The sequence below is a fragment of the Gellertiella sp. DMC107 genome, from assembly GCF_056313605.1.
In genome coordinates this window covers 904,307-918,422 of record NZ_JBQUZZ010000002.1, presented here as the reverse complement: position 1 = coordinate 918,422, position 14,116 = coordinate 904,307, and the positions used below count along the sequence as shown (strand labels likewise).

Genomic DNA, 14,116 nt, shown 5'->3' with positions numbered 1-14,116 from the left:
GGGTTGGGACGGCGGTTTGGGACTAGCCTCACATGCCCGGCGGTGCCGCAGGGATCTCGTAAGCCGTGGTCCTAACCGTCGCATCCGGAGACAGTTTGTCCTGACCCTGAGCAACGACGTTCTCGCCCTCCTTCAAGCCGGTCCGGATCAGGTACTGCCCGTCCACCAGCTCGCCCACGTCGACCAGCCGGAGGTTCACCTTGCCATTGGCATCGACGACATAGACCTGCGTTTCACCAGAGGCGCTGCGCTTGATGGAGACCTGGGGCACGAGGAGCGCGGACGGATAGGTACCGCGGGGAACCCTTGCCCGCACGAACATGCCCGGCAGCAGAAGCCGGTCGCGATTGTCGGCGACGGCTCGCAGGCGAATATTGCCCGTGCCCTCATCGACGCTGATGTCTGAGAAGAGCGCCGTCGCCTTCAGGACCTCGGAGCCATCGGCCCCTGTCATGAGCTCGATCGGAATGCGGGCTTCGTCAGCCTTGCCGCCGCTTCTGGTGAGCTTGCGCAGCGCGTCGAGACGGGAGGCCGGCTGGCGGATGTCGACCAGAACGGTCGCCACCTGCTGAATGGTAGCAAGGCTCGTGCTGCTCGTCGCTTCGGCGAGCGAGCCCTCGTTGACATTGGCCGCGCCGATGCGGCCATCTATCGGCGCGACGATCGTCGCGAGTGACAGAGAAAGACGGGCACGCTTGAGGGCGGCCTCCGCCTGCCCCACATCGGCTTCAGTCTGCGCACGCTCGGACTGGAGCTGGTCATAGGCCTGGGCGCTGATGTTGTTGCCCTCGCGCAAGGCCCTGCCGCGGTCGAGGTCCGACTGTGCCCGGCGCCTTGCCGCCATCGCCTTTTGCAGGGCTGCCTCGGCGCTCGCCACATCGGCCTTGAAGGGTTCAGGATCGATCTGGAAGAGCGGCTGTCCCTTCCGCACCTCGCTGCCTTCCTCGAACGACCGCGCGACGATGAGGCCGCTGACCTGGGGACGGATTTCGGCGGTGCGGAAGGCGGAGACCCGTCCCGGCAGCTCGTCCCAGATGGTGACGGGCTTTGCCCTCACCGTGACGACGGAGACGAGCGGGTTCGGACCGGCAAGTTCTCCCGCATCGGAGGCAGGCTCCTCCTGTGAGCAGGACGCGAGAAGGAGGGCCGCCAGCGCGGCGAAAGCAATCTTGGTACGCAGTGCCATGGAAAAGTCCGATCTGATTAATTTGTCTTGCTGGAAAGCGCTGCCGACAGCGGCTCGGAAATTTTCGAAGGAGGACCGCCCAGGACGCGGAAGATCTGGATTTCCGCCAGCAACTGCTCCAGGCGGTTGGCGGTATAGGCCCGCCGTGCCGCACGGCTCCGGTTCTGGGCGTCGATCCAGATCCGCAACTCCACCGAGCCGGCCCGATAGCGCTCCTCGATCAGTTTCGCGGCCGTTTCTGCCGCATCGAATGCGGCTTTCAGGTGCCGACCCTTCTGCCGAAGAGTGACGCGGGCGCTGAGCGCGGTCGCTGTCTCGCTGAAAGCCGCAAGCAGGCTGGACCGGAACTCGGATGCCGCAATCTGGTAATCCGCATCCGCCACAGCGACGCGAAGCCTTCCATCCTTCAGGTTGAGGAAGGGAAGCGTGATACCGGTGCCAAGCGTCGCCAGCGGATTGGAGAGGAGACGAGCAAGTTCCGTGCTCGTTCCTCCGAGAGCCCCGGTGAGGCTGACCTGCGGGTAGAGGCTGCGGCGCTCGACATCGGTCGCCTTGAGGGCTGCTCGCAGCCGAAGCTCGGCGGCACGCAGATCCGGACGGCGGGCAAGCAGCTCCGCCGGCAGGCCGGGAGCAACGGGTTCGGGCATGCGCGACGTGAGCCGTTGCGGTTCGGGGACAGGGAACTCCTGCCCGTTCAGGAGAACACTCAGCGCATTGCGGACCACGGCACGGGACTGCTCGGCGTCGGCCAGAAGCGCTGCCTGTTCCTCGACCGTCTGGCGGATCTCGGAGACCTCAAGTTCGGTTGCGGAGCCGATCTCAGTCTGCTGGATCACGAGAGACTGGATCTTGCGGGCGGAGGCCAGCGCATCGCGGGCTTCCGCCATATCCTGATTGATGTAGGCGAGGCGCCAGTAGGCCTCCATGGCCGAGGCGACAACCGTCGTCCGGGCCGTCAGGAGATCTTCCGCCGTGGCATCAGCCTGCAGGGTCGAGACGTCGCGCGCCGCCGCAAGCCGGCCCCAGAGGTCGATTTCATAGGCACTGCCGAGCTCGAAGGTGAATTCGCGTGAGACCGTTTCCTCACCGAGCGCCTTGGAGGCCTGGCCTTTTGCCGAGCTGGTGACGGTCGGCAGCGTATTGACGCCGGTCAGCTGGGCCTGGAGGACCGCCTTGCGGGAGCGGAGGGCGGCCGTGAGGACGTCGTTGTTCGAGGCAAGCACGGTCTCGACCAGCTGGCTCATCCTGGGATTGCCAAAGCTCTGCCACCAGTTTGCCGAGGGATAGGCGGCCTTCATCGCAGCCGCGCCGGTCCAGCGCGGCGCCGAAGGCATGGCCTGCCTCACGTAGGAGGTATCCATGGACGCGCAGCTGACAAGGCCGAGAGCCGGCAGCAGGATGGACAGAACCGCAATTTTCATGAAGCACTCGCCGGATGGGTCGTTGATATTGTCAACACAAGCCAAACCGCTTCAGCGTGGACCTTCCGTCGAGGAAATGTGGAGGATTGATGGAGACAGGCGACCTGCAGACCATCCTGCAGGCATCACGGGTCTCTCAGAACATTCTCGCGAGAACGTCGCTCTGCCCGTGACGGTCCATGAGCCGATGCTTCAGCGCGCCAGCAACATGCAGGACGATGCAGGCGAGAAGAACATAGGCGCTGTACCTGTGCAGCGCCTGGAACATGGAGAAGGCAGCATCGCTCTTCGGAAGAAACTCGGGCAGGCGGGCGAGAGATAGGAACGGGGCACCGTCTCCGCCCGGAAGGCTGGTCGACATTCCATAGCCCATGAGCGGCGTGATGAAAGTCAGCCCGATGAGCAGGCGATGAACACCATGCGCCAGCCGCCTCTCCCAGATCCCGAGCGTCTCCACAGGATGAGGCATCGTCTTCCTGCAGTGCCAACGCAGCGCAAGATGGACCAAAGCCAGCAGCCAGACAAGCACCCCGAACTGCTTATGCGTCGGGTACATGACCGCTACCAGCGAATCGTCCTCGACCCGCCCCACCATGATGAGCCCCGACGCGATCAGCCCGAGGATCAGCACGGCCCCGAAGACATGCAGAAGGCGGATAGCGAGCGGATATTTGATGTCGCCGGGCATGGAAGAGCGGGAAGTCAACGTTTTCTGTTCCTGTAGCCAAGTGAAAAGTTGGGTAGGCAGGTCGAGACGTATTTTCCGATTGTCGACGCTTCGTGGAGGGTTGGTGGATAACTCTTGCAGACACCGAACGTGATCAGACCCAATGTGCCAACCAGCCACCATCGGGATCGTTCCCTCAACAGCGTTCGCAGTAGGCCGTGTAAAGAAGCTCGCTGCCACACGCCTGATCTTCAATAGCGTCAAATGAAAGGAACAAAGCGGACAGGCCGCTTGCAAGCCTCTAACTGGTTCAATTAATGGCCGAGTTGGAGGCGCAAAACGGAAATAAATTCCGGAGCCATGAGGAAGCCATCCGAAGAACATAGAGGACAGCCTCGCCGGCCCGCAAATCAATGTGTGGATTGATGAATCGATGCCTGGGAGAACGGTACGCAGCAATCCATAGTAGTCTACATGACGCCATGCCCCTTCTGCACAGTTGACTTGAGCCGAGTTGCATTCATGGACGACCTCGTGATCGGTCTCTGGGATGGCTTTCCGGTTTCGCCGGGGCATCTGCTGATCGTTCCCCGCCGGCATGCGGCGACTTGGGACGAACTGACGCAGGAGGAAAAGCGAGCCGTCTGGGAATGCGTGGATAAAGCAAAGGCAGTTATCCAGTCCAAGCACCAGCCGGACGGGTTCAACATTGGGTTCAACCTGGGTGTCGCTGCCGGCCAGACGGTCTTTCATTTCCATCTGCATGTCATCCCCCGCTACAGTGGTGACGTGGCGGATCCGCGCGGTGGCGTTCGGCACGTCGTCCCTGCGAAAGCGAATTATCTGAAGGAGCCTCCAACCGCTCCCTCAGCTGCAAGGCGTCTTGTCACCGGCGGCAGTGATCATCTCCTGCCCCATCTCGTTCGCCACATGGATGAGGCGCGCCAATGCGACATCGCGGTTGCCTTCCTGCTCGACAGCGGCGCCCGGCTGATCGTGGAGCATCTCAAGGATTTTCTGGCCCGCGGCGGCTCGGCGCGCATTCTGGTCGGTGATTATCTGGATGTGACGGAACCGGCAGCGCTTCGACGTCTGTGCGACCTTAAGGGCGATCTGACCCTCAGGGTCTTTGTAACCGATCGCCAGGGCTTTCACCTGAAGACCTACATCTTCCTGTCGGGGGAGGAAGGCGTGGCCTTCGTCGGCAGTTCCAATCTGTCCCAGGCGGCACTCACGGACTCGATCGAATGGAACTACAAGGTTGTGTCTAGCCATGACACGACGGCTTTTCCGGAGATTACCTGCGGTTTCGAAGAGCTTTTCAATGCCTAAAGTTCCGTGACCGTCACCCCGGAATGGATCGCTCAGTACGAGGGGCGCCGGACCCCGTCGGGATGGCAGGAGGCAGGCATTGCATTCGAAATGCCCGCGCCGCAACCGGAACCGCACACCATCCAGAGACAAGCGCTTGATGCTCTTCAGCGCACGCGACAGGACGGCTACACTGCCGGTCTCGTCGTGCTGGCCACCGGCCTTGGCAAGACCTGGCTTGCTGCCTTCGACAGCAACCGGGATGAGTTCCGGCGGATCCTCTTCGTAGCACATCGGGAGGAGATCCTCGATCAGGCCATCCAAACCTTCCGGCAGGTTTATCCCAAGGCCCGGATCGGCCGGATGTCCGGTGACACCAAGGACGTTAAGGCAGACCTGCTTTTCGCCTCGGTGCAGACGCTCGGGCGGGCAAATCATCTCAGGAATTTCAGCACTGATGCCTTTGACTACATCGTCATCGACGAGTTCCACCATGCCGCAGCTGGCACCTATCGCCGCATCATCGATCATTTCGAACCAAAATTCCTGCTTGGGCTGACAGCCACGCCGGAACGCAGCGACGGGGCCGACCTGCTGGCGCTGTGTCAGGAAAACCTGGTGTTTCAGGCGGGCATCACCGATGGCATTGATGCTGGTCATCTCTGTCCCTTCCATTACTTCGGCGTGCCCGACGAGGTGGACTATCGCAATATCCCCTGGCGCAGTTCGCAATTCGATATCACGGAGCTGACGGCCGCGGTTGCCACAGAGGCGAGAGCCGAAAATGCCCTCGAGCAGTTCAGGCTGAGGGGCGGCTCCCGTTGCATCGCCTTTTGTTGTTCGCAAACCCATGCCGACTTTATGGCGGAGTTCTTCAGGGCACGCGGTGTCAGTGCTGTCGCCGTACATTCAGGGGCAGGTTCGGCACCCCGTGCTTCATCGCTGCAAGCCCTTGCCCGCGGAGAGATTGAAGTCGTCTTTGCCGTCGACATGTTCAACGAGGGTGTCGACGTCCCGAGCATAGATACGGTCTTGATGCTGCGGCCGACGGAATCGACCATCATCTGGCTGCAACAGCTCGGTCGGGGCTTGAGAAAGTCTGCGGGCAAGGACCACCTCGTCGTCATCGACTACATTGGTAACCACAGAATCTTTCTGACGAAGCTGCGTGCCCTGGCCTCCATCACGGGGCGAGACAGCACGTCTTCCGGCCAAATTCGCGAGTTCCTGGAAGGTGTACGGTCTGACAGCATCAGCCTGCCTGCCGGCTGCGAGATCACCTACGATCTGGCCGCCGTGGATATTCTCTCCACACTGCTGAAGCCAACCATATCGGAAAACGCGTTGGAAGGCTTCTACCTCGACTTCTCTGAGCGGCACGGCCTCAGGCCAACCGCCACCGAGACTTTTCACGCCGGCATCAATCCGCGCAGCAGCAGCGAACGCTCCTGGCTTGCATTCCTTGACCGCATGGGCGGCTTGACCGACGAAGAACGGCTCGCCTGGCAGGACTCGAAATCGCTTTTCGAAGAGTTGGAGCAAACGGCGCTGACAAGAAGCTACAAGCTGGCAGTGCTGTTCGTCCTTTTGGATGCAGAGGGTGATGCGTTCTCACTCACCATCGATGAGCTTGCAGCGCGTGTTAGCCGCTTTGCCAGTCGCATGGTGAAGATCCGCGAGGACTTTTCGATTGATGTGATAGACCTGAAAGCGGTCAAGCAACTCCTCCTCAAACATCCGCTCGACGCGCTTGATAGCCTGCGGAACGAGAAAGGCGAGGCTTTTTTCGCCCTCACCGCTGGGCGCTTCCGGCTCCTTCGCCCCCCTGCGGATCCGGGAACCTTCACCGCCTTGGCCCGAGAGATCCTCGATTGGCGGCTAGCGCAATATCTCGATCGCTCCGGGGCGAGAGCGGATCATCGCGAATTCATCTGCCGCGTTTCAAGGAATGCGAGCGGACAGCCCATCCTGCTCCTGCCCTCAGGCGCCGGGGCATATCGTCCCGAAGAAGGTGAAGCTTCAGTCCTGATCAACGGGCGCTCGCTTCAGGCGGGTGTTGCGAAGATCGCCATCAATGTCATGCGTGAGACGCCTGTCGGTCCAAACCTGTTGCCGAGCATTCTGAGAGAATGGTTCGGAGACGAAGCGGGCCAGCCGGGCCGCATCGACCGGGTGCGCTTTACGGACAGGAACGGGGTCTGGCGGGCAGAACCCATGACGGCAACGGTGGAACAAACCACCGGCCTGCGCCTATGGGAACGCTATGCTCGCGATGTCATTCCACCGGCCTTCGGTTTCGAATTCAGCGAAGCCGTCTGGAATGTCGGCTTTATCGCAAAGGAAAAGCATCTGTTCCTGCTGGTGACGCTGGATAAGGGCGGCATGGTGGGTGATCACCGTTATAGCGACCACTTCAATTCCCCCACCGAATTCCACTGGCAAAGCCAGAACCGCACGATGCAGAATTCGAAGCATGGCCAGATGATCCGCAATCATAGCGCCCTTGGATTGCAAGTCCATCTCCTGGTCCGGAAAACCAAGAAGATCGGCTCGAAGCCGGCGCCGTTCATCTATTGCGGAGAGGTTGATTTCGTGAGCTGGGACCGCGAGGCGCCGATATCGGTGACATGGCACCTCCGCGACCCTCTTCCGCCAACTCTCTACGCCCAGCTAAGAGGCTAAGTGAAAGGCCGTGTTCATTGTATTTTTCTTGGTCGTTAGCTGACTGTGGGCCTGAGGCCTTTTCGGAAATTGTTTCCGCGTCAAGCATCAAGCGGAGACCAATTTGGCCAACGTTAATCTATCTTAATTTGGTTGGGGACGGACGATGGTTGTAAAGCAGCATCCCCATACACCCTATTGACGTAACCTGAATTTCTTGGAATCTATCCAGCACCAAATAAACTAAGCGTTCTGCAATAAAATCAACTATTTCCACCTCCCCCAAATTTGATGAAGTCCATGTCTGTTCTCTTGCGCACTATCAATGCATTTCCAAGTGGACGAACTACCAATGAGCTCCTGGCACTGCTGAATTCAGACTTCGATGCCGGCCGGCGTTCGGAGATCTATGCGGAGTTGGCGTCTCTCTCAGCCTCGGGGAAGGTCTTCAAGGGTCGTGATGGAAAGTGGCGGAGTGCCATAACCCTCCATACGCAAACTGCTGCCGGCAACACACAATCAGAGGCGATGGCCACAGATGTTTCAGACGATAGGCTGCTGCGTGCGGCGGCGGCACAGTTCAAAAGCAGCGTCCAAACTGTAACGGAAGCCTCGGAAGAAAAAGCCGTTGCGGGACCCGATCCATCTGCCCTTTTGCGGTACTACCGGTCCGCGCTCAGAACAGATCCTCGGGGTGCAATATCTCAAGATGGAGAACGCCATGGACAACAGTGGCAGCTGATCTTTGGCTCCGGTCCACTGACTGCAGAAGATGGTGAAGTCCTCCGCATTTCCATTGCACTTGAGGATCTGGCAGACGACTTCCGTAAGGCGCTTGTGAAACGAGAGGCGAACGAACAGACCCTTGCACTGGGATGGCCTATCGCTGTTGGCGTGAGATCCGGGGCTCCGGTGATATGGCCAGTAGGTCTGATCAATACCGAGTGGAGGCGGACAGAAACGCACCTGGAACTTCTGGTCGAACGTGACGATGTTCTGGTGAATCCTGAGTGGCTCAAAGGCGCAGCACGGCCGTCGAATTGGACAGAGGCGGCACTTCGCGCTGTCTTCATGCAGGCTGAAGGGGTTGGTCTTCCAGCCGATGATTTCTTGTTGCGGCTGAAGGAAGCGGTTGCAGGATCCTTCAGGTCGAAGATCACAGGCCGCCAACTCGGCAGCGAGGTCGATCCTTTGGCTACCGGCATTTATGATATGGCTGGGCTTTTCCTTCCCACCGATAGCACTTTCACGGCAGGCGCGGTGCGCGACCTTGACCACATTGCCGCATGGCCACTCGAACGCATCGCCAGAACCGCCCTTGCTCCCATTCTAGGCCTGCAGTCCAGCGCTCATATCAAGGCTTCAGCTGCGCTCAATGTGGGGCCTCTCAATAAAGAGCAGATAGGTGCCGTTCGAGAAGCAGTCAGAAGTGCACTCACTGTTGTGACAGGGCCGCCCGGAACGGGCAAAAGCCAGGCTATTGTCTCCATGGTTTCGTCAGTGCTCGCAGATGGCGGTTCGGTTCTCGTGGCCTCCAAGAACCACCAAGCGTTGGATGCCGTTGAAGATCGCTTAGGCGGCATTGCACCGGAAGTGCCGTTTCTCGTGAGAACTTTAGATCCCTCACGAAGTATCGACCGCTCTTTTGAGGATGTTCTCGTTGAACTGGTCCGCGAACCTACACGTCCAGGGGCCGGCCTCGATCCCGTGGCGCTTTCGCGGCTCGCGACATTATCCCAGCAAAGAGCGCAGGCCTTGGACTCGCACGCAGAGATCGGGCGTCTCCAGAGCGCGATTGCTGAAATCCTTGAGCGCATCGAGGTGCGCTCACAGGCCGATTTCAGTGTTCAGGAACCGGCACCTACCGCACCTTCAGTCACTCTGCTATCGCGCTTGATCTCCGTGTTGATTCAATTGTTCCAACGCACGAAGGCGGGGGACACAGCCGAAATCGACGTAAGCGAGGGCGCGTCACTTACCAACCTTACTCGTCGTTTAGAAAAGCTTCGTGCTGAACTGAGGGTTATTGGCCAACCCGGTGATCCCGTTGCGCTAACTGACGATATTGCGTCCCTCTTGCGGCAGCTTTTGCCGCGGCTTCTTACCGCTCGCACAACGCTTTCAGAAAAAGATCGCAGCAGACTGGGCGAGGAACGCGCCAATCTCGAGCTTATGCTGGGTGCCGGCCTGTCGCCTGCGCTCATGGGCGACGTTGTGAACCATCGGCCCTTATGGCTTGCGTCGATCCTGGGCGCGCCAAAACGTATACCGCTCGGTGAGGGTTTGTTTGACCTAGTGATCTTTGATGAAGCAAGCCAATGTGACATCGCCTCCGCCCTGCCCCTTTTCGCTCGTGCAAAACGCGCAGTCGTGGTGGGAGACGATCGTCAGCTTTCCTTTATCAGCCAACTCGGCATCGCTCATGACCGAAACCTCATGCAAGCGCAGGGGCTTCCGCTTTCGAGCATGGGACGCTTCGCGCAAAGCAGGCGCTCGCTTTTCGATCTGGCGAACCTGACGTCTGGCGCAGCGAAAATCATGTTGCGCGACCAATACCGGTCCGCGGCCGAGATTGTCGATTACATCAACACTGAATTCTATGGCGGACGGCTCCGGGTTGCTGCTGATCAGCAGGCCATGAAGGTCCCCAGCGGATCGAAGCCTGGGATTGCCTGGACCGACGTGCCGGCCCCATCGATCCCGATGACCAACAACAGCAATTCGGCCGAAGTCGCGGCCATCGTCAAGCAGTTGCAGCTCTTGCTCATGGAGCAGCGCTATGAAGGAAGCATCGGTGTGATCGCACCCTTCCGGCCACAAGTGCAGGCCATCTCAGAGGCAATTGCTTCAGCAATTCCATCTGCTCTGGCGGATAAAGCTGAACTTCGTGTTGGAACGGTAGACAGCTTTCAGGGGCAAGAACGAGACCTCATTCTGTTCTCTCCCTGCCTCGGGACAACAAGCGCAATGTCTGCTGTTACCTTTGTTCAGAAGGACTGGCGCCGGTTGAATGTCGCCATAAGCAGGGCACGGGCGGTCGCGCATGTGTTCGGCGATCTGACCTATGCCCGCTCCGGCAAGGTCAAGAGCTTGCAGCGACTGGCCAGCATCGCGACGGAACCGCGCGGGCGGAAGAACGATGAGATCTTCGATAGTGCGTGGGAACGTCGGGTCTATTACGCCCTGATCGAGGAAGGACTGGAGCCGAAACCCCAATACCCGGTAGCCGGCAGGCGGCTGGATTTCGCACTGTTCGGTCAAGGAGACATAAAACTCGATCTCGAGATCGACGGCAGGGCCTGGCACTCGGATACCGATGAAAACCGGAAGCTCGCCGACCACTGGCGAGATAAACAATTGAAGTCGCTCGGCTGGCGCGTGCAGCGCTTCTGGGTTGATGAACTGGCGACGAATTTGGGGGAATGCATTGCAACCATCAAACAACAACTTCAATAAGTCACGCCGCTTCAGCTACATCGCCGGGCTTTTGGGCACCGTGTCCATCGTTGCGCTTGGCGCGATCTTCTTCCAGATCGATCGGCTGGAGCGGGAATATGGCATCATTCGATCTGATCTCGTCCGCTTCACCCATGAACGCGACGAGGCAAAAACGCGCCGCGATGCTGTTCTGAAAGAGATTGCCCAGCGTGCCGGCGAAGCTGACGCCATCGAGAAAAGCGTTGCTGATCTCACTGGAAAACGGGACGGACTCGCCGTTGAAATAGAGCGGTTGGGCAAATCTCGTTCCGAAAGTGAAAAGGCGTTAGCTGACCTTGCTCAGAAAGAGAAAGCGGCAAGAGATGCGATCGACAATGCCGCGGAATTACGTGATGCCATAAAGCAACTGGCGGATCAGAAGGCCAAGCTCGAGCGAGACATCAATAAGCTGACACAAGATCAGGCTGATCTGGATTTATCCATTGTCCAGGCGAAGGGCGAAATCGAGAAGAAGCAAGACGAACTCACGCTTCTAGAAAAACGCCAGAGGTCCCTGAACGATGAGATCAGCAATGGAGAGGCGGAAGTTGCGGACATTGAAAACAAGCGGCGGGAGATTGAAGACCTCGAAAAGCGCAGGGATGATTTGAATACCGCTCTGAAGGATCTTTCCGCTGAGCAAGCTGAAAAGCAGCAAAGCTTAAATCAGCTTTCGAGTGACATCCGCTCGATGCAAGCCGATGCCGCCGCCGCCCGCAAGCAGCAAGATGATGCAAAACTGCAGATGTCGGACGCAGATACCGCACGCAAGGCGCTTGAGAAAAATTTGAGGTCTTTGGAGCAGCGTGAGGCGAAGCTGCAAGGAGAACTCGCAAACGCGACTGCCGAACTCGAGAGCGTCAAAGATAACGCGAATGAAGCAGAGGCTCGCACGAAGGCAGCAGAAGCCGCTTTGCTTCAGATCCAGAACGACACCGCGACGTCACAGTCGCAACTGGAACAGCTCCGGAAAGAGAAATCTGTAGCTGAAGCAGAGCTGAACAATGCACGAGAAGAGCTGGCAAGACTACAAATGCTGAGCGAGCAAGCCAAGGCATCAGCTTCGGATCTTCCACGCTTGGAAGGTCAAAGAAAGAGCCTGCAGGATGCTATTGCCAGCTTGTCTGCGGAACAGGGCAAGGTGGCAACCGACCTGACAGCGCAGCGGGCTGAACTGCAGAGAACGAGCGAGGAGCTTCAGAACCTGAACGGCCGCAAGGGAACCCTGCTTCAGCAATTGGCGGACCTATCGGACGCTGTCTCGACTGCCAAACCGTCGACGCCCGAAAAGGATAAGAAAAATGCTAACTGAAAATAGCGCTCTTCTGCTGCTCCTTGCGGTCACGCTCCTTTCTCTGATTGGTCTGCAGACTTTTTTTGCGATCTATCACGACAGAGCTGTCACGGCAGCCGCTCCTATTCGCCATCTGGATGACCTGGTGGCACAAATCGACGTCAAGCGTGCAACTTTGCTGGACCTCGACGACGATCTCGCCAAGCGCCGAGAAGCACTTGCCAACATAGCGGACGTGCAGGCCGATTACGACGCAACGACGCGCCAGCTGCACGAGCTGAAGGCGGAATGGAACCAGTTGGAAGAACGACGCGCGGAGGTTCGCGCTGTTCGGGAAGACATGGAAAAAGCTCTGTCGGAAAAGTTTAGCGTCGATTCCGAGCTCGCAACTGCGCGCGCCGAGCTGGACGCCGTTCAGGACAGACTGATCGCCGCAGAGCGCCTGTTCGCACAGAACGAACTGATGCAGCGGGAGCATGAGGCACTGGAAGCAAAACTCTCGGAGTTGCGAGATTCGGCGCGGTCGCTGGAAGAGGCAGAGGCCCGCGTCACCCAGCTCACGCAACAGGCAGAAGCGAAAGAACGCGAGCTTCAACACATCAATGCAGAGACAGAGCGGGCACGCGCCGAACTGGATATGATGCGGGAACAGCTCTCGGCCGAGCGGGCGACCGCTGCCGCTCTTTCGGCAGAATTCACACAGGCTTCAGCGCGCGTAGCAGCTTCAGAAGAGACCCATCGCGGGCTCTTGGAAGCGATCACCCGGTTGGAAGACCGGCGGACATATCTCCAGGCGCAGCTTGCGCGGATGGAGGAACAGGCTGGAGAAAGTGCTGAACCTACGCAGGAAAGTGTCGCGGATAAGCTCAAGGAGCTGAATGTGCTTCCGCCTGTTCTGCAGCAGATGCGGTCTTGGAAGGAACGCGCCGGCGAGAACGAAGCGGAAGCACTCAAGCATGTGGCCGAGCGCCTGAAACAGAGCGGTCTTGAATATCATTCTCGTGTCGTAAAAGCATTCCACACGGCAATGAAAGTAAACGAGACAGCGCAGATGGCTGTGCTCGCCGGCATCTCCGGAACCGGGAAAAGTCAGTTGCCTCGTCAGTACGCCGCGGGCATGGGGATTGGTTTCCTTCAGGTGCCGGTTCAGCCCCGATGGGACAGCCCACAGGATCTCATGGGCTTTTACAATTACATCGAGAAACGTTTCCGCCCGACAGATCTTGCACGTGCGCTCTACCATCTCGATCTTCAGAACAACCCGGCCTCTCAGTTCCAGGACCGTATGCTGATGATCCTGCTGGATGAAATGAATCTGGCGCGTGTCGAGTACTATTTCTCTGACTTCCTGAGCCGTCTGGAGAGCAGGCCACCGTCTGAGCGAGTGATTGATAAGACGCTGCGCAAGGATGCGGAAATCGAGCTTGAGATACCGATGCCGAAGGGAATGGATGCACCAAGGATCTTCCCTGGCTACAACCTTCTCTTCGCCGGCACGATGAACGAGGACGAAAGCACGCAATCCCTGTCCGACAAGGTTGTCGATCGCGCCAACGTGCTACGTTTCGCCGCGCCAAAGGCGATTCACACTGGCGCAGTAAACGGCAAGGCATCTGAACCGGAGGCTCTCTCTGCCAAACGCTGGCGCAGTTGGGTGAAAGATGTGAGCGCAGTTGAGAACCAACCATTGGTTCGCGAAAGCACAGAGCGCATGGCGAAGCTCATGTCCGACTTCAAGCGTCCCTTTGGCCATCGCCTCGGACGCGCGATTCTCTCCTATGTGGCCAATTATCCCATCGGTGACCGCGGACCGGAGCTCCGTCTGCCGTTGGCGGATCAGGTCGAGATGAGACTTCTACCCAAGCTGCGAGGGCTCGAAGTCCAAAATTTCGAATCCGTTTTCGGCTCGCTCTATGAGTTCGTGTCGCGCGATCTCCAGGACGAAGTGCTGGCCAAGGCGATAGAAGAGTCGGTGCGTTCCGCAGAACAGGGCTCGGGTCAGTTTGTCTGGAATGGAGTGACCCGCTGATGCTGCACCTCGGGCGGCCATGGGATGGACTTGGGCGATCAGGCTTTGGGGTCCAGGATTGCCTGATCAG

8 protein-coding genes are annotated in these 14,116 nt (G+C 58.8%); 5 read left to right on the top strand and 3 right to left on the bottom strand.

Translation table 11 applies throughout. From position 1 onward, the window contains the following. Positions 1 to 28: 28 nt before the first annotated feature. The 3 genes from ACT54B_RS09825 to ACT54B_RS09815 all read right to left on the bottom strand — a co-directional run bounded on the left by ACT54B_RS09825 (position 29) and on the right by ACT54B_RS09815 (position 3,313). On the bottom strand, positions 29 to 1,186 hold the full coding sequence (locus tag ACT54B_RS09825) for an efflux RND transporter periplasmic adaptor subunit (protein WP_476044574.1): 1,158 nt from the start codon (positions 1,184 to 1,186) through the stop codon (positions 29 to 31). A gap of 17 nt (positions 1,187 to 1,203) precedes the next feature. Continuing rightward, positions 1,204 to 2,607: an efflux transporter outer membrane subunit gene (locus tag ACT54B_RS09820; RefSeq protein ID WP_476044573.1), complete on the bottom strand. Its 1,404-nt coding sequence runs from the start codon at positions 2,605 to 2,607 to the stop codon at positions 1,204 to 1,206. Between the two features lie 136 nt (positions 2,608 to 2,743). Then, positions 2,744 to 3,313: a cytochrome b gene (locus ACT54B_RS09815; protein ID WP_476044572.1), complete on the bottom strand. Its 570-nt coding sequence runs from the start codon at positions 3,311 to 3,313 to the stop codon at positions 2,744 to 2,746. Between the two features lie 435 nt (positions 3,314 to 3,748). Between ACT54B_RS09815 and ACT54B_RS09810 the strand changes: the two genes are divergently transcribed. From ACT54B_RS09810 to ACT54B_RS09790, 5 genes are all read left to right on the top strand, one after another. Beyond that, entirely contained in the window at positions 3,749 to 4,606 is an 858-nt protein-coding gene (locus ACT54B_RS09810) for an HIT domain-containing protein (protein ID WP_476044571.1), read from the top strand. A gap of 6 nt (positions 4,607 to 4,612) precedes the next feature. Further along, positions 4,613 to 7,267, top strand: coding sequence for a DUF3427 domain-containing protein (locus ACT54B_RS09805; RefSeq protein ID WP_476044570.1), 2,655 nt, complete (start codon positions 4,613 to 4,615; stop codon positions 7,265 to 7,267). 279 nt (positions 7,268 to 7,546) lie between these two features. Continuing rightward, a complete protein-coding gene (locus ACT54B_RS09800; protein ID WP_476044569.1) occupies positions 7,547 to 10,702 on the top strand; it encodes an AAA domain-containing protein in 3,156 nt (1,051 codons plus the stop codon). Continuing rightward, positions 10,674 to 12,035, top strand: coding sequence for a hypothetical protein (locus tag ACT54B_RS09795; RefSeq protein WP_476044568.1), 1,362 nt, complete (start codon positions 10,674 to 10,676; stop codon positions 12,033 to 12,035). The genes ACT54B_RS09800 and ACT54B_RS09795 overlap by 29 nt, the downstream gene beginning before the upstream one ends. Then, positions 12,025 to 14,046 (top strand): McrB family protein, encoded by a 2,022-nt coding sequence (locus tag ACT54B_RS09790; protein WP_476044567.1) that lies wholly within the window; start codon positions 12,025 to 12,027, stop codon positions 14,044 to 14,046. Before ACT54B_RS09795 ends, ACT54B_RS09790 begins: the two co-directional genes overlap by 11 nt. The last annotated feature ends 70 nt before the right edge of the window (positions 14,047 to 14,116 follow it).